At 72.4% G+C, this 23,486-nt stretch carries 14 protein-coding genes; 6 read left to right on the plus strand and 8 right to left on the minus strand.

The window, feature by feature from the left end; genetic code table 11:
• Positions 1-44: 44 nt before the first annotated feature.
• The 3 genes from AB1460_RS15335 (at position 45) to AB1460_RS15345 (ending at position 2,147) form a co-directional block, all read left to right on the plus strand.
• Positions 45-770, plus strand: a complete 726-nt coding sequence (locus AB1460_RS15335) for a hypothetical protein (protein ID WP_368961966.1) — start codon at positions 45-47, stop codon at positions 768-770.
• A 149-nt stretch (positions 771-919) separates the two neighbouring features.
• Entirely contained in the window at positions 920-1,756 is an 837-nt protein-coding gene (locus AB1460_RS15340; protein WP_368961967.1) for a HipA family kinase, read from the plus strand.
• Positions 1,749-2,147: a DUF3037 domain-containing protein gene (locus AB1460_RS15345; RefSeq protein ID WP_368961968.1), complete on the plus strand. Its 399-nt coding sequence runs from the start codon at positions 1,749-1,751 to the stop codon at positions 2,145-2,147. The genes AB1460_RS15340 and AB1460_RS15345 overlap by 8 nt, the downstream gene beginning before the upstream one ends.
• Before the next feature lie 121 nt (positions 2,148-2,268).
• Here AB1460_RS15345 and AB1460_RS15350 read toward each other — a convergent pair whose 3' ends face one another.
• The 6 genes from AB1460_RS15350 to AB1460_RS15375 all read right to left on the minus strand — a co-directional run bounded on the left by AB1460_RS15350 (position 2,269) and on the right by AB1460_RS15375 (position 16,232).
• Complete coding sequence (locus AB1460_RS15350) at positions 2,269-3,954, minus strand: glycoside hydrolase family 26 protein (protein WP_368961970.1); 1,686 nt, start codon at positions 3,952-3,954, stop codon at positions 2,269-2,271.
• 353 nt (positions 3,955-4,307) lie between these two features.
• On the minus strand, positions 4,308-9,203 hold the full coding sequence (locus AB1460_RS15355; protein ID WP_368961971.1) for an alpha-(1->3)-arabinofuranosyltransferase domain-containing protein: 4,896 nt from the start codon (positions 9,201-9,203) through the stop codon (positions 4,308-4,310).
• Entirely contained in the window at positions 9,200-10,576 is a 1,377-nt protein-coding gene (locus AB1460_RS15360) for a glycosyltransferase family 4 protein (protein ID WP_420497278.1), read from the minus strand. The genes AB1460_RS15355 and AB1460_RS15360 overlap by 4 nt, the downstream gene beginning before the upstream one ends.
• Complete coding sequence (locus tag AB1460_RS15365; RefSeq protein WP_368961972.1) at positions 10,573-12,369, minus strand: lipopolysaccharide biosynthesis protein; 1,797 nt, start codon at positions 12,367-12,369, stop codon at positions 10,573-10,575. The genes AB1460_RS15360 and AB1460_RS15365 overlap by 4 nt, the downstream gene beginning before the upstream one ends.
• Before the next feature lie 136 nt (positions 12,370-12,505).
• Positions 12,506-13,507, minus strand: coding sequence for a GDP-mannose 4,6-dehydratase (gene gmd / locus AB1460_RS15370; RefSeq protein ID WP_368961973.1), 1,002 nt, complete (start codon positions 13,505-13,507; stop codon positions 12,506-12,508).
• A 64-nt stretch (positions 13,508-13,571) separates the two neighbouring features.
• Positions 13,572-16,232 carry an acyltransferase family protein gene (locus tag AB1460_RS15375; RefSeq protein ID WP_368961974.1) on the minus strand — a complete coding sequence of 887 codons (2,661 nt, stop codon included), beginning with the start codon at positions 16,230-16,232 and terminating at the stop codon, positions 13,572-13,574.
• Positions 16,233-17,132: 900 nt separating this feature from the next.
• On the opposite strand from AB1460_RS15375, the gene AB1460_RS15380 reads away from it, so the two are divergent.
• Both AB1460_RS15380 and rpsA read left to right on the plus strand, forming a co-directional pair.
• On the plus strand, positions 17,133-18,875 hold the full coding sequence (locus AB1460_RS15380) for an acyltransferase family protein (protein ID WP_368961975.1): 1,743 nt from the start codon (positions 17,133-17,135) through the stop codon (positions 18,873-18,875).
• A gap of 264 nt (positions 18,876-19,139) precedes the next feature.
• Positions 19,140-20,618 (plus strand): 30S ribosomal protein S1, encoded by a 1,479-nt coding sequence (gene rpsA / locus AB1460_RS15385; protein ID WP_368961976.1) that lies wholly within the window; start codon positions 19,140-19,142, stop codon positions 20,616-20,618.
• 85 nt (positions 20,619-20,703) lie between these two features.
• On the opposite strand, the gene AB1460_RS15390 is transcribed toward rpsA, so the two are convergent.
• Positions 20,704-21,399 (minus strand): dTMP kinase, encoded by a 696-nt coding sequence (locus AB1460_RS15390; protein WP_368961977.1) that lies wholly within the window; start codon positions 21,397-21,399, stop codon positions 20,704-20,706.
• A gap of 129 nt (positions 21,400-21,528) precedes the next feature.
• Between AB1460_RS15390 and AB1460_RS15395 the strand changes: the two genes are divergently transcribed.
• Positions 21,529-22,182: an AAA family ATPase gene (locus AB1460_RS15395; RefSeq protein ID WP_368961978.1), complete on the plus strand. Its 654-nt coding sequence runs from the start codon at positions 21,529-21,531 to the stop codon at positions 22,180-22,182.
• Here the strand turns inward: AB1460_RS15395 and AB1460_RS15400 are convergent.
• Positions 22,169-23,486, minus strand: a 1,318-nt coding sequence (locus tag AB1460_RS15400; protein WP_368961980.1) for a cytochrome P450, incomplete at its 5' end; no start/stop codon positions are given. The genes AB1460_RS15395 and AB1460_RS15400 overlap by 14 nt on opposite strands.

The following is a 23,486-nucleotide window of genomic DNA, read 5'->3' on the forward strand; positions in this document are numbered from 1 at the left end:
GTGAACAGTGGCTCTCAGCGAAACGTCCTTCTCGGAGGCTGAGCGTGAACGAAGCGGCTCCCGGCATCCGGCGGCTCTGCATCGCCATCGCCACGGACGCCCCTGCCCTCCTCCCCGGCCACCGGCCGGATGGTCCGGAAGCCCGGGGCGGGCTCGCGGCGTTCCCGGGTGACCCGTCACCGCGGGCTTCACTGGGCGCGGTCCTCGACGAGGCCTGCGGCGCCGCGGGTGTGCAACGTGTGCACTGGGTTCCCTGGCCGGAAGGCGGCGAGCTGGGGGTCTTCCCGCCTGGGATCGACGAGGGCCGGGTGGTCGCCGCGTTCACCCGGGAGCTGTGCCGTGCGGTCGCCGAGGCCAACGACGCCCAGGACGACGTTCAGGCCGGAGGCGACCGGGTGGGAAGCGACCGGGTGGGAAGCGACCGGGCTGGCGGCGGCACGGTGCGGCTGCGGCTTCGGGTCGCGCTGCACCAGGGGATCACCCGCTGCGACGAGGGGGGCTACAGCGGGCGGGCGGTGGTGAAGGCCTGCCAGCTGCTCGACGCCGAGGTGCTCCGCCGGGAGCTGGCGGCCAGCCCGGGAGCGGATCTGGTGTTCATCGTGTCCGCGGAACTGTTCGACGACGTCGCCGGCGAGGACCACACCGATCTGCGCCGCAGCGAGTTCCGGCAGGTCACCGTGCCCGGGCCGCTGGCGGGCCCCGACCTGCTGGCCTGGGTCTCCACGCGCCGGTCGCCCGCGCGGGTCGGAGGCACCGCCGCGCCCTGGTGACCTGGCGGTGGTCGGGAGGCCCGTTGTGTGACCAGGTGAACCGTTGATCAGGCGAACCGGTGCCCGGGCGAGCGGCCCACTGTTCGCGGGCTGGCCGCGGCAGCCGCCCCGCCTGCCGCGGAAGGCCGGTTGGCAGGCATGCTGGGGGCGTGCTGCGTCATGTCCGCGCGATCCGCTACGCCACGCCCCTGCGAGAGGGCGGCAGTCTGCCCGGTCTGATGGAGGGCGACGATCTCGGGACCTGGGTGGTCAAGTTCACCGGCGCGGGCCAGGGCCCGAAGTCGCTGGTCGCCGAGGTGGTCGTCGGTGAGCTCGCGCGCGGCCTGGGGTTCGCGGTGCCCGAGCTGGTCGTGGTGGACGTCGATCCCGACCTTGGCCGCACCGAGCCCGACCAGGAGGTCCAGGAGCTGCTGCGGGCCAGCCCGGGCAGCAACCTCGGCATGGACTACCTGCCGGGTTCGATCACCTACGATCCGCTGGCCTTCGACGTCGAGCGGGAGCTCGCCGCCCGGGTGGTGTGGCTCGACGCCCTCACCCTGAACGTGGACCGGTCCTGGCGGAACCCGAATCTGCTGGTGTGGGGCGGTCGGCTGTGGCTGATCGATCACGGCGCGGCGCTGTATCCGCACCATGACTGGGCGGGTGTCGGGGCGGCCGTCGACCGACCACTGCCCCGCTTCGCCGAGCATGTGCTGCTGCCGGTGCTCGGTCCCGGCGCCGCCGAGCTGCTCGCCGCGGCCGACGCGGAGCTGGCGCCCGCGGTCACGGCCGCGCTGCTGTCCCGGGTGCTTGAGCTGGTGCCGGGGGAGTGGGCCGACGCTCCGGGATCGGCCTACATCGACTGGCTGCTGGCTCGGGTGGGCGGGGCCCGGCCCTGGTTGGAGCCGATGCTTGTCCCGGCGGCGCAGGCGCCCTCGGCGGGGGAGCGGGTCGCTGATCGGCCCTCGGCGCGTCCCGGCTGGCTCACGGGAGGGCTCGGTGCCTGACCTGTTCGAGTACGCGATGGTCCGGGTGGTGCCGCGGGTCGAGCGCGGCGAATGCGTCAACGTCGGGGTGCTGTTGTGGTGCCAGCGGGCCGCCTTCCTCGGCTCGCGGTGCGTCCTCGACCGGGAGCGGCTGGTCAGCCTCGATCCGTTTCTCGACCTGGCCGCGGTGGCGGCGCATCTCGCCGCGCTGCGCCGGGTCTGCGCGGGTGGCCCGGAGGCCGGACCCGCCGGCCAGCTCTCCGGGGGGGAGCGGTTCCGCTGGCTGACCGCCCCGCGCAGCACCGTCGTTCAGACATCAGCCGTACACAGCGGCCTCACGGAGGATCCGGCGGCCGAACTGGACCGGCTGGTGGCCCTGCTCGTCGACCGCCCCGGCCCGCTCACAGGCTGACAGCCCCAGGCCCGCGGCCGGAATCTGATCGGCCCGAGTCCGATCGACCCCGGACAGGTGGCGGCGTCGCTCGCGGGTCCCCCAGGTACCCGCGAGCGACGCGCCGGTCATGCGCCTCCCGCTACGGATTGCTCCACAGCTGGGTGTAGAGCTGGGCAGACGCGTTGTTGACGAACAGGCAGTGCTGATCGGTGGGCCGGTAGAGGTTCGAACCGACGTTGGGCGGTTCGCAGGTGTTGTAGTAGTTCTCGTAGTACAGACCCGCGTTGGCCCTGGCCTCCATCCAGTCACGCATGAAGCGGATGAAGTTCGGGTTGTCGCCGGCCCCGTTCTCGTTGCGCCCGCTCACGACGCCCCACTCCCCGATTCCGAAGAGCTTGTTGTTCGCTCGGGCGAAGTTGTAGAGCCAGGTCATTCCGCCGACGGCGTTCGCCTGGTTGTTGAACTCCGTCAGGGTCCGGGAGGGCGGGTAGTGGTCGTAGGCGTCGATGCCGATGATGTCCACCCAGTCGTTACCCGGGTAGAGATCGAGCGGATTGTGACTGGGCGGGTTCTGCGAGTAGTGCGCGTTGATGGTCCAGTCCAGCAGCGGGTCGGGCTCCGCGGTGGAGTTGATGGCATCGGCGATGTGCCGCCAGCAGCCCACGTAGGCGGCGGGGTTGCTGCCCGACCACTGGTACCAGTTGCCGTTCGCCTCCCAGGCGATCCGGATGATGGAGTTCTGCCTCCCGGTGCTGTTCAGGGTGTGGCCGAACGTGCGCCACTGCGAGTCGTAGGCACCCGCGGCGCAGGCGGTGAGTGTGTGCCCTGAGCTCTCGGGGAAGGGAGGTACCGAGATGACGAGACGGCCTGGCCAACCCGCGAAGTTGGCCTGGGTCCAGGACGGCTGCACGATGTTCTGCCAGTTGTTGCGGCTGACGAAGACATGCGCCAGGTCGCATGGTCTGCCACGGAGGGAGCAGAACGCGTCCACATTGGGTGCGTTCTGAACGGGGTCGCCGTTCGCCCCGGAGAGCCAGCGCTGACCCGGTGGCGGATTCGAGTCGACATAGACCTGCGCCCGGTCGAAAGTGACCTGAATGCCGCCGGACGCCGGGTCGTTCCAACCGACGTTCACCAGCACCGCGGTGTGGACACCGGCGTTGAGGAGGCCGGACTGGTAGATGCGGGCCACGCTCGCGGACGAGGCGAAGGTGTTTACCGCGGTCGGAGTCTGGCCGTCCACGCTGATGGTCGCGATACCGCCGTCGGGCCCGAGAATGCCGTAGATGTCCAGCTGCACCCCGGTGAACCGCAGCACGGCGCCGCTGGATGCCTGTGTCGAACGGCGGTAGCTCCCGTTGGGCGTGGCCGGTGGGCCACCTGTGACGGCCGACCAGTCACCGAAGTAACTGACCTGGTTGACACTGGAGCCGACCGCGGTGTCCTCGATGAGGACGCCGGGAGCGGGAACGGCCTCGGCGCCCGCGCCGGTGATCGCCGCCCCGGTGAACAGGACTGGCGCGAGGACGGCGAGCCGCAGCAGGGCCGTCCGTCGCGGTGATCTGCGCGGCGGATGGCGTCGGTGCCTGGGCGGAGCGCCCCGCCCGATCCGCCTGCCCGTGGTGTCGTTGCCGCCGGTTTCTCCGCTCGCCGAATAGTGACTCCCCCCGTCGTGCTGAGCTGTGCCGCGTGCTCGACCGGCCCGGACTCGCCAGGCGGTGGATCTCCGGCGCTGTCGATGTTTCGCATGCCTCGGGTTGTGTTCGCCGCAGTCGATGACCTCCTGTGGCGAAATCCCCCGATCCGAAGTGGTTGCGTGTGGCACCCCCGCGCCTCATCCCTTCGTCAGGACCCGTGGCCGGTGCACTCGTCGACCAGAGCCGCTTCTAGCAGATGACGCGGCGATGCTATACGGAGAGTAAGTGGAAACTACTCTCCGTTACTCTTGGGTCGGAGATTCGACCGGCCGTACCCGGACTTGCGCTGACCGTGTCCGAGACGCCGCGGGAGCAGGCCTCGCCGGGCATCCGGTCCCAGAAGGACGACGGTAGGAGGGGCGGCCAGCCCCGACCCGGCGTGGCCGCGCGGCGGGGCGCGGCCACGCTGATCAGGCGCTGGCCGGACGCGGCGTGGCCAGCTGACCACGCCGGTCGGACGCCGCTGTGCGGCGGTGTGCGATCAGGAGCTGGCCCGGCGACGGCTTGCCATGGTGAGGACGGCCTCGGCGGCCAGCAGCAGGACGGCCAGCCAGGACAGCGTGGCCACCCGGTCGAACGAGGAGACCCAGGAACCGTTCGCCGGCAGGTCGTGCCGTGCCTGCGCCTGCAGCACATAGAGAGCACTCACCGCCAGGCAGACGGCCGGAGCGGCCCGCAGCGCCAGCCGGACCCGCGGCACCCGGGCCGCCGCGCCCGTCAGCAGTGCGACGACCAGCCCGGCCACCGGGCTGACCAGTACGACACTGACCGCGCCGGTCGCCAGGGCCAGCAGTATCGCCGACCGCACCGAGACCGTCCCGGTGCCGCCCCGCCACGGCTCGGCGGTCGGGAGCTCGGCCCTGGGGGGCGGCGCTGACGAGACCCGTACCGGCGCTGCCGTGAGGCCGGGCGCCGAGCCGGCCGCGCCGCCCAGGCCTGCGGCGCCTCCCGCCGGGGCGAGGTCGAGGTCACGCCAGGTGCGCCCGCGCCGCCGCCGGTAGGTGGCGGCGAACAGCAGGGCCGCGGTCAGGACGCCGGCCGCCGCGGATGCCCTCAGGACAAGATCGACGGTCCGCTGCGGGACCCAGTCGATGTCGATCGTGAAGCTGCCGCTGGTCGGGCTGACCCGCCAGCCATTGGCGTAGGCGTCGATCAGGCGGGACTCGCCGAGATCACGGCCGTCGACGTCTGCCCGCCACCCGGCGGACCGGCCCTCACCCAGAACCAGCCAGAACGGGGTGCCCGGCGTGGCGCCGGTGACGTCGACCCGGAACGAGGTGGCGCTGGTCGCCTCCACCTTCAGCGTGGGTAGGCCGGTGCTGGTGCCGCCGGGCGTGCCGGAGGCTTCGCCCGTGATCGCGTTGACGCCGGTGGCGTCGAGCCAGGCGCCGCCGCCGGCCTCGGAGGCGAGTAGCAGGCGGTCGATGTCGAGGCCGGTCAGGGCGCCGTTCGCAGTGCGGACGACATGGTCACCCGCACTGAGTGTGACTGGTGTGCCACAGGTGCGCACCCCCAGGCCATGACGATCGGTGGCGCCCTGGATGCTCCCGGTGATCTGTAGGCCGACCGGGGCACCGTCGATGGTCATCAGATCGGTGCGGCACGGCGCCGGGATGTCCTGCGGGCCGGCCGCGGCCAGCCCGGAGGGCCCGGCCTGCGCGGTTGCCGCGGGCTGCGCGGTGATCGTGCCGTTCGCGGCGCTGGCGGTCGCTCCGGGCGTGCCGGCGGCGCCGGGCGCGGTGGTGGCCGCCTCCCTGCGCCCCGTCCCGCCGGCCGAGCCGTCCAGGCCGGGAACGGCGATCTCCGCGATGCCGACCGGCAGGTTGGTGGTCAGGCCGCTGATCGTGTCCTTGCTGGTGACGGTGCGGACCTCCTCGACGACCAGCCGGATCGTGTTCCCGGTGACCGCGGGGAAGGAGAGGGCGACGGTCCGGGTGGCGTCTCGGGCGCCGGAGCTCACCGGGGCGTCGGTGACGGGCGGGACGTCGACCGCGCCGACCCGCCGCCCGTCCACCACGATCCCGATCTTCGTCGGCACCGAGTGCCGTCCGTCGGCCACCAGGGCAAGGTTCATCGAGGAGAACGTGACCGGAGTCGGTGTACTGACCTGGACCCAGGTGCCGGCCTGCTCGCCGAACCCCGGGCTCCAGGCCGTGCCCGGGTCGCCGTCGAAGGCGCTCGACCCGCGGGCGTCCAGATCACCGGGCAGGCGTCCGGACGAGGTGACCACCGGTGCGGCCCCGGCCCGGCCGAGCGTCGCGTCGATCATCTGGTCGCCGGCGTAGGCGGAGACCCGTGCCGTCCCGGTGAGGGCGAAAGTGCGGTCGGTGGGAAGGGTGAACGTACGCCGCATCGTGCTTTCCGGGTCGCTGCGGAACGGTTCCGCCGGGTTGGCGCGGTCCCGCGACAACTGCAGGCTCAGGCGGTGGTCCAGCGAGTCGGCGCCGGCAGCGTCAAGGGTGTCGGTGGGCAGCCGCAGCACCTCCTCGGCGATCATCGGCCTGCCGTCCACGCCCGGGATCTCCACCTCGGCGAGGCCGACGCCGGACAGGCCGTCGTAGGACCTCTGCTCGCCGAAGTTCGTGGCGTCGATGTGCACGCGCAGGGTGGTGAACGTCCGCCGGGAGAAGGCGATCGTCTGCCCGATCTGGGTGCGGGACGACTCGCTCAGGTCGACGGTGACGGGGGAGCCGCCGTCGAACGTGAGCGTGAGACGGGTGATCCACCGGTTGCGCGGGCCGTTGATCGGCTGGACGACGCGGATGTGGTCGGTGGTCGTCGGCTTCGCGAGCTCGACCTGCCAGGCGTCGCCGGTCGGGTCCTTGAACGCGCCGACCCGCCAGGCGGACTGCAGGTCGCCGTCGATCGCCCCGACGGGCCGGTCGGCGACTCCGTAGGAGAAGGTGTTGCCGTAGTCGGAGGCCCGCACGTTCTCGACCTGCGCCTCGGAACCGGGTGCGTGCGTCTGCATGATCGTTTCGGACGCGTGGCCGGCGTCGGGGAAGACCTCCAGCCGGTTGTCGTTCACGTCGTCGGCCAGCGGGGTCACCCCGGGCTGTTCCACGTAGCCGAAGTTCTCCCGGAGGCCGGTCCAGCGCTCGGCTCGCAGCCGGTTGGTGTCGCTGACGAGCAGTTCGGCCCCGTCGTTGAGGGCCTGGCGCAGCAGATCGGGCTGGCCGACGAGGCTGCCGGCGTAGAGGACCGTGCGCCCGCCGTCGAGGACGGCGTCGAGCTGGCCGGTGGCCGCCGCGTCGACGAGCGCCTCACCGTTGCCGCTGACGAGCAGCGGGGCCCGGGTGCTCTGGGCACGCAGGATCGAGTGCGGGTCGGCGACGGCGAAGTCGGCGAGTGCCGGCGGGTCGATGACCTCCGCATCCGTGCCCAGGGTGATCTCGTCGGTGAACGGGATGCCCGGGTCCTCCAGGACGGGGGGACCGAAGGTGCGCGGCTCGCTCAGCCCGGCCGGGCGCTGGCCCGCGATCAGATCCCAGGTCGCCCGGGGGCGGGGGGTCCGGAACCGCTCGTAGGCGAGATTGCTGCGCAGCACGACGTCGCCGGCGCTCATCAACCGGGCGATGCCCGGGATCGAGGCCGGGTCGAGCACGCCCTCCTGCAGCCGGCGGTCCAGCGCACGCAGCAGGTCCACCGAGCTGGCGCCGCCGAAGGGGATGAGCTCGCGGACCACCTCCGCCCGGTCCATCAGCCCAGGGGTGACCGGGTCGAGGACGGTCCCCCACCGGTAGTGGAAGAAGTCGGAGCCGGGCAGCTCCAGCACCCGGGTCTGCTCGCCGGTCGCGTCGGGGGGGACGGCGTCCAGCGCGCTGGCGAGCTCCTGTTCGTAGCCGGGGATGTCCTCCGGGCGGTCCAGCAGCGGCTCGATGAAGTGGCCCCGGTACAGGGGTGACATGTTCAGCACCAGCAGCAGCGCGACGCCCCCGAAGGCCAGCGTCCCCGCCACCGACGGCCGCAGCCACGACGCACCCGACGCGCCCGAGGCCGCCGGCACCTGTGCCGGCACAGGGAGGGCGCGGCGGGCCGCCAGCCGCTGGTCGAGGACGGCCAGCCCGCCCGCGAGCAGCACCGACAGCCCGAGGGCGACCAGGGGTACCGCGCGGGGCATCGACCGCAGCGCGAGGCCCGCCGTCGACCCCTCGGCGATGGCGCGGAACAGCCGGCCGAACGGTGACGGGTTGTCGTACGGGTACACGCCGACCGCGATCGTCGTGCCCACGACGATCAGGGTGACGAAGTAGGCGCGGTGCCCCCAGCGCACGCAGGCCGCGGCGGCCAGCGCGAGGATCGGTACCGCGAAGCTGATCGCCATCACGACGAGGTTGCCGGTGTAGTCGGTCGCCGGCCCGATCCAGGGGCCGAGGGCGTCCTGACCGTAGAAGAACCAGTTACCCAGGCCGCGCAGTACCTCGGAGGCCTGCGAGCTGCTCGCGACGGTCTTCACCGTCTCGCTGTAGGCGAGTACGTTCAGCCCGTAGCCGGCCTGCGTGTAGAGCCCCACGATCCACCAGGCGGACGTCACGAGGACCAGCACCGACGCCCGCGCGCTCAGCGTCAGGGCGGTGCCGAGCCGCACCTCGCGGGTGCCCCACACCGCGAACGGCACCCACAGCATCGGCCCGACCAGAATGAAGATCAGGCTGGACGCGTTGATGCTGCCGACCAGCGTCACCATCAGGGCGAACGCCGCCGGCCATCGCCAGCCGGAGCGCCACCGCACCAGCCGGGGAGCGCCCGGGTCGCGGGCCAGCTCGTCCACGCCGGCCTCGCGCAGGCCCCGCACGGTGATGCCGATGAACCAGCCCAGGCCGGCGTAGGGCAGCAGGATCGCCGAGATCCGCGCCTCGTACTCCAGCGTGTACGGGGTGAGCATGTAACCCAGCGCGGCGATGAACGCGTACCGGTCGGGCCAGCGGAACGTGCGCAGCAGGAACAGGACGCCGGTGCCGGCGCCGAACAGGATCGAGCCCGTCCACAGCCGCTGCGCCACCCAGTCGGGCAGGCCGGCGATCTCGGCGAGCCAGTAGAAGAGGCCCTGCGGGAACAGGTAGCCGATGTTCTGGTGGGTGACTGTGCCCATCCCGACGTTCGGATCCCACATCGACGTGGCCCGGCCCAGCATCCGGCCCGGGTCGAGGTAGAGGTAGGCCTTCGTGTCGGCGCCGACCCGGCCCGGCGAGGTCGCCAGCAGCGGGATGTAGGACAGTGCGGCCAGCACGAGCACCGGCCAGGACGGCAGCAGGCGGCGCAGGCGGTTCGTCGTGCGCGGCTGGCCGTCCGGGATCGCGGCGCCGGGACCCGTCGAGGCGTCCTGGCCGGGCCCGCTCGGGTGGGCCGGGCCGGACGCCGGCACGGTCAAGGTCACCGGGGCGCACCCGGGTGCGCGCTCGGAGCCGGGCGGCGCACGAGACGCCGGCGGGCGGCCTCGTTGACCAGCGCGAGGTACGTCATGCGAGCGGTCTGCTCCCAGGTGAACGTCGCCGCGTGGGCCCTCGCACCGGCGGACAGCCGCGACCGCAGCTCACCGTCGGAGAGCACGCCCGCGAGGGTCTTCCCGAGGTCGTGCGGGTTCTCGACGAGCAGGCCGGACGCACCGTCCACCACGGCGTCGGTATGCCCGGCGATCTTCGTCGCGACGGCGGGAGTTCCGCAAGCGGCCGCCTCGGTGATCGTCATGCCCCACCCTTCTCTGGCCGAGGCCGAGGTGAGCACCCAGGCACGTCGGTACAGACCGAGAAGTGTGTCATCGTCCACCCGGCCGACGAGACGCAGCCAGGCCGAAGCCCCCGCGGCCGCGATGCGGGCCTCGAGCTCCGGCCGTTTGTAGCCCTCGCCGACGATGACCGCCTCCATCGACGGATGCTCGTCATGCGCGCGGATCAGTGCGTCGATCAGGACGTCGAACCGCTTCACCGGCACCAGCCGGCCCACGGCGAGGACCAGCGGGTGCGGCGACCGCTCACCGGCGGGGCTGAACGTCGGGTCGATCCCCGGCGGGATCACCGAGATGTTGCGGGCCGGCAGGCCCAGCAGCTCGATGATCTCGTCGCGGGATGACTGGGAGAGGGTGAGGATCCTGGTCCGGCGGTACAGGGGCGGCGCCATCCGGAACTCGATGGTCTCGCCGATGGGGGCGAGGCGGCGGGAGAGCACCATCCGCCACATCTCGGCGTGCACGTGGTGCAGGAACACCACCCGCGGGCAGCGGGCCCAGACGGGGGAGAAGAACGGCATGCCGTTCCAGATCTCGACCAGCCCGTCCCACGGTCCGGAGCGCCCGAGCGCGCCGGAGACGGCGGTCCGGGGGAACACCGAGTACCGGCCGGCCTTGCGCACGACCTGGTAGCCGTGCCGGCTTGCCGACTCGGGATGACCGGGGGCCAGCGCCGTGCGCATGCTGACGTCGACCCCGGCGGCGGCCCACTGCTCGGCGACCTTGTCGGCGTGCAGCTCCGAGCCACCGGACTCGGGGTCGTCGAGGTCACGCCAGGCGAGCATGTGGATGCGGCGCAGCCCCGAGGTCTCGACCAGTTCGGCCAGGCTGGGGACCGGGCCCGCCAGCTCCGCCAGTTCCGCGAGCGCCAGCCGCGACGCCGCGGCGGGCTCGCTCTGGGTCGGCAGCGCGGCCACGCGCAGCGGAGTGCGCGGCGCGGCTGCGTCCCGGGCCCCGGAAGCGGGCGGCCAGGGGTCCAGCGAGGCGGCGTCGAGCTGCGGCGAGCGGTCCGGGAGCGTGCTCACGCGCGGGCCGTCCGGCGCGCGGCGGCCAGGACCATCAGACCGGTGACGACGGCCAGCACGGCCTGGCAGCCGAAGTTCGCCCGGGCGGTGGAGACAGGGGAGCCCTGTGCCCAGACCATCAGCGACACGGCCGCGCCGGTCGCGATGGCGAGGACGGCGAGGACGGCCCGTTCGCCGAGGGCGAGCAGATAATGGGAGAACAACACAGTCGCTCCGAGACAGGTCATCGCTCCGGCCAGGGGAAACAGGGCGCCGGAGGCATTGGTGAATCGTGGCCCGAAGGCCAGCGACAGCAGGGTGTCGGGTGCGATCGCGGCGATGGAGAGCAGCCCGGCTGCGGGCACGGCGAGTATCGCCAGGGTCGCACCGAGCTGATGCAGGGCGTGCTGCCCGAGATGGTTGCGGTCGGCCGCCTCCGGCAGGAGGAAACCGGCGAGCACCACCGCGGCCAGCACGATCACCTTCGCCGCGACCGACACGGCCGCGTAGGAGCCGGACTCGTCCGGAGCGAGCCGGCCCTGGAGCAGGACGTCGATGTTCTGCAGGACACCCAGGAACCCCAGCGTCACCAGGGCTGCGCCGACCTCCACGGCCAGGCGCCGGGGCTCCGCGACGGACGCGGGCCCGGCGACCGGCAGGGGCAGCGTCGTCGCGGCCGTGTCGGCGCCAGGTGCCCGCAGCCGGACGGCGGACGCCGCGAGCGACTCCCGCGGGCCCGCAGCACCCGCGCCCTGGGGCAACGGGACAACCGGGACCACCGGGACCGGAGGGGGCTGCCAGCCCACCGGCCCGCCGTGCCGCACAGCGGACGGGTGCCGGCGCAGGCACCAGCGGGTGTGCGCCAGCGCCGCGAGGACCCCGAACAGCACCGCCATCGCCGCGCCCGCCTCGTCCAGGCCGGCCAGGACCAGGGCGATCGTGGCGCCGCTCTTCACCACCGCGTCGACGAGCAGGTTCGCGGCGAGCGCCGGGTAGAGCCGCCCGCACTGCATGAGCCCCCGGTCCACGCAGAGCAGACACCAGGCGGCGCCGGCGATGATGATCTCCGCCACGCCGCCGGGACCCGGCAGCGACAGCTCGGTGGCGATGAAGCCGCGGGCCAGGATCGCCAGTACCGCGACGGTGAGGACCACCGTGACGCCGGCTCGGCGCACCCGGCCGATCCATGCGTCGATCAGGTCGGCCTGCCCGGTGTGCTGCCAGTTCGTGATCCGCCGGACGACGCCGACGAGCAGCGCGTTCCCCGGCATCGACACGACGAAGAAGATGGCGACGAGCTGGGCGACGGCGCCGTAGGAGCGGGTGCTCATGGCCCGCGCGATGACCAGGGTGACCCCCAGGTTCGCCGCGTTGGCAATCAGTCCGGCGAACGCGAGGGGGATGGCGCCCCGCATCGCGGCCCGGATCCGGTCGCTCTGGCCGCGCAGCCGCCGCGGGGCGAGCTTCGCCAGCCTCGGGGAGGCCACGAGGCCTGGATGCTCCCGGCCAGCACGCCCGGCTGGCGCCCCTGTCTCTGTCCCTGCCGGATCCGGCGCCTCAGCCGGCCTACCTGCCCCGGCTGGCGCACCTGCCCCGGTCGGCAGCCCGGCGTTCGGCGTACCGGTGGGCACTGCGGGCACCAAGGCAGGCTCGGACGGCTCGGCCAGGCGGGCTGGTGCCCCCGGCACCCCGGAACGGCCGCGGGTTCCACCGGCAACCCCCGGCGCCGAGGGACGTTCCGACGCCCGATGACCGAGTCGATGCCGCCCGCGGGACTGCGGCGAGAGAGATCCGGTGGCAGGACCGGTCTTCATGGGTTGTCCCCCGGAGTCACGCACGCGCGTACCCTCCCCATCACAGGACGTGACATGCGCCCGGTCGCCAACTCACCCGCGCCGGGTCTGCGCGGCGAGCGCGCGCGGCGCGTGACGAGGGCCCGGGAAATGTCGGTCACCGGTCGGTCAGTGTCTGTCCCGCAGCAGCGGCCTCGGTGGCGAGGTCGGCGTCCACCATCATCTCCACCAGCTCCCGGAAACCCACCCGCGGCTTCCACCCGAGCACCTCCCGGGCCTTCGACGCATCACCTACCAGCACATCGACCTCCGCCGGCCGGAAGAACCGAGGATCGGTTCGCACATAACCCGACCAGTCCTCGATCCCGACCCGCGCGAACGCCACGTCCAGCAACTCGCGAATACTGTGCGTCTCGCCCGTCGCCACCACGAAGTCATCCGGAGAATCCTGCTGCAGCATCCGCCACATCGCATCCACATAATCCCCCGCGAAACCCCAGTCCCGCCGCGACTCGAGATTCCCCAGCGACACCGACTCCTGCAACCCCAGCGAAATCCGCGACACCGCCCGCGAAATCTTCCGCGTCACGAACTCGATCCCCCGCCGCGGCGACTCGTGATTGAACAGCAACCCCGAACACGCGAACAACCCGTACGACTCCCGGTAGTTCACCGTCAGATAGTGCCCGAACGTCTTCGCCACCCCGTACGGCGACCGCGGATGAAACGGCGTCGTCTCCCGCTGCGGCGTCTCCCGCACCTTCCCGAACATCTCCGACGACGACGCCTGGTAGAAACGCACTCGCGACAGATCGTTACCGCCCGCGATCCGTAGCGCCTCGAGTACCCGCAGCACACCCATACCCGTGGTCTCGCCGGTCAGCTCCGCCTGCTTCCACGACAGCCCCACAAACGAGATCGCGCCCAGGTTGTACACCTCGTCCGGCTGCGAGATCTCCACCGCGCCGATCAACGACGGAAGATCCGTCAGATCACCCTCCAGCAGCACCACCCCCGGTACCAGCCGCTCCACCCGCTCCACCTTCGGGTTCGACTGCCCACGCACCAGCCCGAACACCTCGTAACCCCGACCCACCAGCTGCTCGCCCAGATACAGGCCATCCTGGCCGGTGATTCCCGTAATCAGCGCACGAGGCACGATCATCCTCCTGTGAACCGTGGAGTACTGCTGCGGAAGGTTAGCGCCAGGGGAAACGAGCAGGTCAACCGGGGTCGGAACCCGCCGGGGCCGCCGGGCCGGCGGTGGTGGCCGGCCCGGGCCGCTGCCCCGCGCCCGCCGCGCCATCCGCGGCCGGGCGCAGCAGCTGAAGTAGCTGCGGCACTATGAGTTTTCCGGCCCGCGCACCGCCGCCGTTGCTGATGTGCACGCCGTCGTCGTCGCGTATCTGAACACCGTCGATCTCACCGCGGTACTCGTTGCCCGGGCTGAGGACCGCCGCCAGATCGATGACGGTGGCCACCCCGGGATGCCGGGCGGCGGCCTGACGGAGCAGAGCATTGAACTTGATCACGCGGTCAGTCCGCGTTTCCGGAAAAATGCTACCGGATGAGCTTTCGCCCGCTTCGAACATCGGTGTGGTCAGCAGTACGACCTTGGCCCCGCGCGCGGACATCGTGGTGATCGCCAGGTCGAGCTCCCGACCCAGGTAGGCGTCGAACTTCGGGTCGCCGATCTGGGTTCGCCGGCCGTCCAGGATCTGGTCGGTGACCTCCCAGCGCCCGACCAGCAGCAGCGCGAGGTCGGGACGGATCTCGTCCACCTTCTGCTGGATCCGCGTGGGCCAGTTGACGCAGGTGCGCGGGGGCGGGAACGGCTCGCCGCCGGTGAAGCGCGTCTCGGCTCGGGTCACTCCGCAGCCGAGCTCGGCTGCGTCGTGGATCTCCAGCCCCTCGCCCGCCGCGGTGACCGAGAACTCGCTGAACCCCAGCGTGAGCGCCAGCGAGTCCCCGGCCAGGATCGCCCGTAGAGGGCGGCCACCGCCCACTGCCTGGGCGTTCACCGTGGGTGGGGCGGCGTTCGCGGCCTGCGCCGCCAGCCGCTCCAGATCGTCGGCGCCACGCCCGGCGGACGGGTCCGGGACAGTCGCGACCAGGACCACGGCGACGACCGCGCCGATCGTGGCCGGGACGGTCACCCGTGGTACCGGGAAGCGGAACTTCCGGCGCCGGATCGGGTTCTCGACCAGATGGAACGAGATGAGGGTGACCGCGGCCGTCACAGCGACCCGGGCGGCGAGCAGCGCCACGCCGCTCAGGCCCGTCCGGCCCGCTGTCACGGTCAGAAAGACCGGCCAGTGCCACAGGTACAGGCCGTAGGAGACCCGCCCGATGGCGGGCAGCGGCGGGCAGGAGAGCACCCGGGCCGCCGGCCCTCTCGGCACCTCCACGATCGAGGCGACCAGGAGCATCACGACGACGGCGACTCCGAGGAACCCACCCGAGTACAGGACGCGGCTCTCGCCGTCCACGGTCGCCCAGATGCCGAGCATCGCCACACCGGCGAGGGCGCCGACGACCGCGAGGCCCTTCTTCGTCCGCTCGGTGAGCGGGGTCCGGCGCTGGATCCGCCAGACGGCGAGCGCCGCACCGACAAGCAGAGCCTGGGCCCGGCTGTCGGTGCCGTAGTAGATCCGGGACGGGTCGATGTCGAGGACCACCAGCAGCAGCCCGAGCAGGGCCGATGCCTCCGCCCCGAGCACGGCGACGGTCAGGATGAGCGTCTGCGCCTTCCGGCGCTGGGCGCGCCAGCGGGCCGCCGTCCGGCCGCTGTGCCACATGAGCAGGTACACGCACAGCGGCCACAGCACGTAGAACTGCTCTTCCACCGCCAGCGACCAGGTGTGCAGCAGCGGGGACGGCGTGGAGAAATGGTCGAAGTAGCTCTGGTCCGACAGCGCGAACCGCCAGTTGGCCACATAGCCGAGGGTCGCCAGCGCGTCCGTGCGCAGCGTTGTGACCTCGCTGGGGGCGGCGACCCACTGGGCGTACGCGGCCACCCCGACCATCATCGCGAGCAGAGCCGGCATCAGCCTGCGGGTGCGGCGGATCCAGAACGACCGGAGGTCGATGCGCCGGGTGGTGCGGTACTCGGCGATGAGGAGCCCGGTGATCAGGAAGCCGGAAAGCACGAAGAACGCGTCGACGCCGAGCAGACCGCCAGGCATCCAGCTCAGACCCGCGTGATACGCCATGACCCCGAGCACGGCCAGCGCCCGCAGTCCGTCCAGCGCGGGGGAGTGGCCGAGCGGGGCCAGCACCGGGACCGTCAGCGGCCCGGTCTCCAGCGGCCCGGTCTCCGGCTCGCTCGGCCTCGGCGCGCGCCGGGCGGCCGGCACCACCTCCGCCGGGACGTCGCGGCGCGTTCCCGTGCGGTCCGCCACGCCGGCCCGGCCGCGACCGCCCGGCTGGCCGGGCCGCGGGCCGCCTGGCCGCGGCGCCCGGGTGGGGCTGGTCGGCGCGGGGACGACGCGTATTCCCGGGCGCACGCCTCCGGTGCCGCGAGGCTTCTCCCTGGCCAGGTCGGCACCCGTCGGGCGGCGCTCGATCCGCTCCGTCTCGTCGCCCTGGTACCCGCGTGGCTGACGCAGCCGGCCCTCGGGATCGAGGTAGGCGTCGTCCTGGTAGGCGGCGTCGAGGTGGGAGCGGTCCAGGAACAGGCCCGCGAGGTGGTCCTGGGCATCGTCGCCGTCCGCGCCCGGGTCGAGGGCCCGGCTCTGGTCGCCCGCCCGGCCCGGCCCGGTCCGCGCTGGATCGCGCTCTCGCCGGCGCGGGCCGGGTTCGGGGCGGGCCAGCGGGTAGGTGTCGAACTCTCGGCGGCTCAGCCCGGTCCCCTTCCCGACGTCGTCATGGACGCCTGACTTCACCTCACAGGCGGCGCTGGCCGATGGCCCCGAATGTCGTCATCCTGATTCGACAACATTTATCTTGTATGTCCGGATCCCTGTCGTCCCGCCGTCGAGGCTACGACGGAACGACGGGGCCGTGACCCCATGGGTGTCACGCTACGGCCCCACCGGCCATCCCGCGGCGGGGCCGAAGACCGTCCTGGCTGGTCGGCGCGGGCCGCTCCCCAGGGACTGCCGGCAACTCCCCGGCGGGACTGCCGGCCGGCACCCGGAGGCTCCCCGGATGTCCGCCAGTTCATGGGATCACAGACCCGCCAGCTGCTCGGGACGGGGGTCGCCCGGCTGACGCCCGCGCCCGGTTCCGCCCGGGGGTGCGCCGCCTGCGCACGCCGCCTGCGGCAGTTGTTCGCGCCGGCGGTCCGGCCGGCCGGGCCGGCGCGGGGAATGTCGCCGCAGTACCACTTCCGATGTATTGGCACGGGAACGTCCGTGCTGACTCCGCCTGCCGCCAGGGCCCGTGCTGACCAGAACGTTCTGGCCGTTGATCGCACACACTCCGGATGGTCCTGCGGCAGCCACGGGGGGCCGGCGCCGACCAACGAGGCGGCATATATCACTCTCCGTACTGAATGAATCGAGTCCGGATGTGTCCTCAGGTGTCACCGGCGCGGTTCCTGGCCCACCGCGGCAGGCCAGGAAGTGCCAGCCGTGGTGAGGGTCTCAAAGCCCCAATAGAGGGTGCCAGGCCTGCGGTTTTGTGGTGAAAGCGGCGTCCGGCCACGTCGCCGGGCGGCTCGCCGTCGGGGTCGCGAGCCTCCGGGCGGCGGGCGGAGAGCTGTACCTTGCGAGCGTGCCTGACATCACCGACAGTGGCGGTCGCGGTAGGTGACCGCTGGCTTCCCTCCCCGGAGCGGGTCGGTGTCCACCCGCCTGCCCGGCGGGCCGGCCGACGCCGCACGCCGCGGGGGCACCGCCGCGGAACCCACCGAACGCCCCGCCGGGTCGGCGACGACCGTCGTCCTCCCCGGGTTCGACGGGCTGCGCGCGATCGCGGCGCTGCTCGTGCTGGTGGTCCATGTCGCCTTCTACAGCGGTCTGACGTTCACCAGCCCCGTCGGGGTCTACACCGCGCGCGGTGAGGTCGGTGTCGAGGTCTTCTTCCTGATCTCCGGGTTCCTGCTGTACCGGCCGTTCGCCGCCGCGCACCTGCGCGGGCACGCGGCGCCGGACGCCCCCGGCTTCTTCGTCCGCCGCCTGCTCCGGATCATCCCGCTGTACTGGCTGGCGCTCGTGGTCGCCCTCAACGTCCTGCCCGCCGACAGGCTTGGCGTGCAGGGCCTCCCCGGCCTGCTGCAGACAGCCTTCCTCCTGCAGGGCTACCGCAGGGAGACGGCCATCCAGGGCCTGACCCAGGGCTGGACCCTCAACATCGAGTTCGCCTTCTACCTGTCGATCCCGGTCTACGCCTGGCTGCTGGTTCGCCGGCGGCGGGCCCCCCGCGACCAGCTGCGGGTGGAACTCGTGGCCCTTGGCGTGATCTTCGTGGTCAGTCGGGTCCTGCACTACAGGCTGATCGGCTCGGATGTCTGGTGGGCCGACGGCTGGACGGTCTGGCTGCCGGTCTGGTGGGACCTGTTCGCGATGGGCATGCTGCTGGCGGTCCTGTCGTGCTGGTACGCCCAGAACGGGCGCACTCCGGCGTGGGCGCGGTGGCGATGGTTCGGCGGAGCCTGCTGGCTGGTCGCCGTCTTCTTCTTCTGGGTGGCGAGCACCCGCATCGACCTTCCGCGTGACCCGATGTTCGTGCCGGACCGCTCCCAGGACATGGGGCGCCACCTCTTCTACGGCCTGTTCGGGTTCTTCCTGATCCTGCCGGCGGTCTTCGGCCCGCCCCGCCAGGGGCTCGTGCGGCGGTTCCTGTCGTGGCGGCCGATGGCCTACCTCGGACTGATCTCGTACGGCATCTACCTCTGGCACACGACGGTGATCGAGCTGGTCATGGAACACGCCGGGCGGCAGGGCGGTGCGCTCGACTTCGTGCCGTTCCTCCTGGTCGTGATCGCCATCACCTGTGCCGTCTCGACCCTGACCTACTTCCTGGTCGAACGGCCCTGCACGGTGCTGGCCCGGGAGTGGGCGCGCGCTCTCCGGGCGCGCCGGGCCGGTCGAGGCGGTCGAGGTGGGCCGCCCGGCGCCGGCGGGGCCAGCGGGCCCGGTGGCGCGGGGGCCGGGGTGGGGCGGTCCGCCACCGACGGGAGGTGGAGCCGGGAGGTCTCCAGCACCGGCCACGGCACCCTGGCCGTGGCCGCCCGCCGCGGCCACCCCCGCCTGGCTACGACAGGCCCGCGCGACGCTGCGATCGACCACTCCGACGGGGATCCGGCGCGGACCCTCCCCCTGCGCACGGGCCGCCGGGCGGCCACCTACGGGCGGCGCACCCCCGGGGTGGACCAATGGTCCGTCCGCGGTCGGGCAGGTGGTGTGCCCGCCACCTGGGTGCCGCCCGATGCCGTGCCGAGCGCGCCGGCGCCGCGGGCGCCGTCCGGCGGCGAGGGGCAGCCCGGGCGGTGGGTCCAGCGGTTCGGCGGGCGTTCGGCCGGCGTCGTCACAGGGCGCCGACTGGGCCACATTCGCTCGCGTCTCCGGGACGAGACCCGGTGACTTTTCGTACTATGAGAGCGCCAAAGGGTGGGTCCGGCGGCGGACTGGCTCCGAGTCTGTGCGCTCTCCCGTTGACCACCCGGGACACCGCTCCCTAGACTTGGGAGTTGCACGAGGGTTCGTGGGTCTCAGACCGAGCGGATCCACTCGAGCAGTCGTTATCGGTTCTGACAGTGTCGTTCTCAGCGCGGTGCCTGTCCCTCCGTCCCGGCGGTTCGACCCGGCCCTCGCGCGACGAGACGATTCCCAGTCGGAGCCGACCCCTTGACGAGCACCACCGACGTACGACCCGTGGAGACCGTGACCACCTCGCACAGCCCGACCACACCACAGGTTGCGGTCAACGACATCGGCTCGGCCGAGGACTTCCTCGCCGCGGTCGACAAGACGATCAAGTTCTTCAACGACGGCGACATCGTCGACGGCATCATCGTCAAGGTGGACCGCGACGAGGTGCTCCTCGACATCGGTTACAAGACCGAGGGTGTCATCCCGTCACGGGAACTCTCGATCAAGCATGATGTCGATCCGCACGAGGTCGTCACGGTCGGCGACCACGTCGAGGCCCTTGTCCTCCAGAAGGAGGACAAGGAAGGCCGTCTGATCCTGTCCAAGAAGCGTGCGCAGTACGAGCGCGCCTGGGGCACGATCGAGAAGCTCAAGGAGGAGGACGGCGTCGTCACCGGCACCGTCATCGAAGTCGTCAAGGGTGGTCTCATCCTCGACATCGGCCTCCGTGGCTTCCTCCCCGCCTCGCTGGTGGAGATGCGCCGCGTCCGCGACCTGCAGCCCTACGTGGGCCGCGAGCTCGAAGCCAAGATCATCGAGCTGGACAAGAACCGGAACAACGTGGTTCTGTCCCGCCGCGCCTGGCTGGAGCAGACCCAGAGCGAGGTGCGCTCCGAGTTCCTCGCGCAGCTCGCAAAGGGCCAGATCCGCAAGGGTGTGGTCAGCTCGATCGTCAACTTCGGTGCCTTCGTGGACCTGGGTGGCGTCGACGGCCTGGTGCACGTCTCCGAACTCTCCTGGAAGCACATCGACCACCCGTCCGAGGTGGTCGAGGTCGGCCAGGAGGTCACGGTCGAGGTCCTCGACGTCGACCTGGACCGCGAGCGGGTCTCCCTGTCGCTGAAGGCGACGCAGGAGGACCCGTGGCGCCAGTTCGCGCGGACCCACGCCATCGGCCAGGTCGTTCCCGGCCGGGTCACCAAGCTCGTTCCGTTCGGTGCGTTCGTCCGTGTGGACGAGGGCATCGAGGGCCTGGTGCACATCTCGGAGCTGGCCGAGCGCCACGTCGAGATCCCCGAGCAGGTCGTGAACGTGGGCGACGAGATCCTGGTCAAGGTCATCGACATCGACCTCGACCGCCGGCGGATCAGCCTGTCGCTCAAGCAGGCCAACGAGGCCTCCGGGCTGGCTGGTGAGGGCGACTCGTTCGACCCGAGCCAGTACGGCATGGAAGCCAAGTACGACGAGCAGGGCAACTACGTCTACCCCGAGGGCTTCGACCCCGAGACCGGCGAGTGGCTGCCGGGCTTCGAGGAGCAGCAGGCCGAGTGGGAGCGGCAGTATGCCGAGGCTCAGACCCGGTTCGAGGCCCACCAGGCCCAGATCCGGGCCGCACAGGAGGCGGATGCGGCTGCGGCGGCGCCGTCCTCCTACACCTCGCAGTCCGAGCAGCCGGCTTCGGCCATCGACGAGGAGGCGCTGCGGCGCCTGCGGGAGCAGTTCGGCCGCGAGTAGTCGAACAGCCGTACCGGCGCCGGCAGGTTCCTCTGCCGGGCCGGCCGGTCGGTGAGACAAGAACCATCCTTCAGGGCCCGTGGGATCATTCCGCGGGCCCTGAGGCGTCTCCCGGCCCATTCGCACCCGGCCTACCCGGCCTACCCGGCCTACCTGGCCCGGGCCGGGTAGGGGTCAACGTCTCGAGGGCCCAGACCGCCTGCGCGAGCACCTTGTCCGGCGGCTGCGTGCCGTCCAGCTCCACGACGTTGTCCGCCCGGGCCATCACCTGCTCGTAGCCGCCGGCCTGCTCGACGAGCCGGGCCCGCAGGGCGGCCGGGGTCAGGACGCGGGTGCGGCGATCACCCCGGGCGATCATCCGCTCGTAGGCGAGCGCCGGGGGGACCCGCAGCCACAGCAGCGGGTCGGGCCGGGGGAGCAGGTCCTCCAGCTGTTCGAGCCACCCTCGGTGCTGCTCCCCGTACGGCCCGCACTGCACCTCCCAGGACTGCACCCATCCCTCGAAGAGCAGGTCGGGAGGCCCGCCCGGGTCGGAGCGGTAGTGCAGCTGGGCGGACAGTTCGACGAGGTGCGCGAGCCGGCGCACCGGTCCGGGGACGACCGCCTGATAGAGGACGGTGTCGTCTGGTTCGGCGATGGCCCGGAAGATGTCCGCGGTCACGCGCGCGGGCCGGCTGCCCCGCAACGGGCGCAGCAGCGTCTCCAGGCCGCGGATCAGCGTGGTCTTCCCCGCACCGTCCACACCCTCCACCGCCACGAGAAGTGGATCGCGCCCGGTCATGTCCGGACTGTAGATCGTTTTCGGCGGTTTCGTGGCGGATCTGGTGCGTTCACCGCATCCCTTGCCGTACCGGGCGCAGGGCAGCACAATCGGGTCTGCCAGGCGCCGGGGGCAGCCGATCCGGTCGGGATGTGTGTGGCCAGCGAAGCGTTTACTGACGGAACGACACCGGTACTCCCGTATGCGCTGGTGGCGCTCGAGGGGCCGGCGGGTTGCGGGAAGCGGGCCCTGGCGCGGTGGCTGGCGGCCCGTCCCGGGGCCGCGGGGCTTCGGCTCGCGCCACGGATGTCCGAGGCACTCGAGGAGCTCGCGAGCCGCCAGGCCGGGCCCGGCGGGCAGCGGGGCCGGGTGCCGGCGAACCTGCTGCACACCGCCAGCCTGGTCGAGTGCGCCGTCCAGTTCGAGTACGCGCGGGAGACCTTCGCCGGAGCCGATCTGGTCGTGGCGGACCGCTGGCTGCAGACCTGGGAGGTCTACTGCGGCGACCTCGGCGAGTATGCCGAGTGGTACCTGCAGATAGCCGCGCAGGTGCCGGCTCCTGACGTCCTGCTCTACCTGCGGGTGTCGCCGCGGGTCGCCGCCGCGCGGCTGGCCCGCGTGCTGTGCCGCGACGAGGCGGCACTGCTGCGCCACACCACCGCGCTGTGCGCGCGGTACGACGAGGTGATGTCAGGCGTCGACTGCGTGGTCGTCGACGCCGATGCGCCCGCGCCGGCGGTGCTGGCGCACGTCGCGGGCGTCCTGCGCGAGGCGGGCCTGGCCGCTTTGCTCACAGCGGAGTGAAACGCACCGGCAGCGCGGCGAGGCTGCGGACCCAGACCGACGGGCGCCACTGCAGTGCCGCGGGCTCCACGGCGAGTTCCAGGCCCGGCAGGCGGTCGAGGAGCACCTCGACGGCGGTCGTCGCGATGGTCTCGGCCGCCATCTGCGCAGGGAACGGGCACCGGTGCTCGCCGTGCCCGAACGCCAGGTGCGCGTTGTTGCCCGCGGCCCGCCCGGACGGCTGCGGCCGGGCCCGCGGGTCCGCGTTGGCCGCCGAGAGCCCGAAGATCAGCAGATCCCCGGCTCGGATCCAGCGGCCACCGAGGCGGACGTCCCGGCGCGCCCAGCGGGCGACGAGGTTCTGGATCGGCGGGTCGGCCCACAGCACCTCGGCCATCGCGCTGCCGATGCTGAGCCGGCCCCCGGAGAGATCCACCGCGAACCGGTCGTCGGTCAGCATGAGGCGCAGGGTGTTGCCGATCCAGTCGGCGGTCGGGGCATGGCCCGCGATCAGGGTCGCCATGACGTCCTCGACGATCTCGTCGTCGCCGAGGTCGGCCGGATGGCTGATCAGTGCCGAGACGGCGTCGTCGGCGGGCTGCGCGCGGCGGCGGCGGACGACCCGCATCAGCATCGCGTGCACGTGCCGACGGGCGTCCCGCGAACCCGTGCCGCCGCTGACGAGCAGTGTGAGGTCCCGGGCCAGCCCGGTCAGGTCGCTGTCCGGCAGGCCCCAGATGCCAGCGGTGACCATCGCCGGCAGCGGGCCGGCGTACTGGGTGATCAGCTCGGCCCGGCCGGTGCCGGCGACCGCGTCGATGAGGGTGTCGGCGCCGCGGGTCGCCCGCGCCCGCAGCTCGTGCGGCTCGAACATGCCGAGCACATCGCCGATCGCCTCCAGCCGGCGGGTGTGCGCCGGCCCGTCCAGGCTGCGCAGGGACGGCCGCTGGCCGACCACCGACTGCAGCGGCCAGCCCGCCGGGACGAGGTCCCAGGCGTTCCAGATCCGGCAGTCCCGCCCGAACAGCGCCGGGGTGCCGGCGACGTAGACCACCTCGCGGTAGCCGAGGACAAGCCAGGCTGGGATGTCCGCCTCCAGCAGGACCGGCGCGACCGGTCCCTGCTGGTCGCGCAGGCGCCGGTAGAAGCCGGCGAGGTCGCTGCCGGGCCCGCCGCCCGGCAGTCGCACGGCCGCGCCGTGCGCCGGCCAGCGCTCACCGACGTCGGACCGGCCGGGTGTCTGGGCCCGCTCCCGGCCCCGGCCTTCCTCCCCGGGCGGCGCGACCGGCGGGACCGGCGGGGCCGAGGGGGGGAGAGCCGGGGCC

Origin of the sequence: Parafrankia sp. FMc2, from assembly GCF_041008525.1 — a bacterium.
Classification (GTDB): Bacteria; Actinomycetota; Actinomycetes; order Frankiales; family Frankiaceae; genus Parafrankia.

Excerpts from the sequence above, each read along its gene's own strand:
- AB1460_RS15395 (WP_368961978.1), top strand. The coding sequence starts at position 21,529 with ATGTGTGTGGCCAGCGAAGCGTTTACTGACGGAACGACACCGGTACTC.
- AB1460_RS15390 (WP_368961977.1), bottom strand. The coding sequence starts at position 21,399 with ATGACCGGGCGCGATCCACTTCTCGTGGCGGTGGAGGGTGTGGACGGT.
- AB1460_RS15365 (WP_368961972.1), bottom strand. The coding sequence starts at position 12,369 with ATGAAGACCGGTCCTGCCACCGGATCTCTCTCGCCGCAGTCCCGCGGG.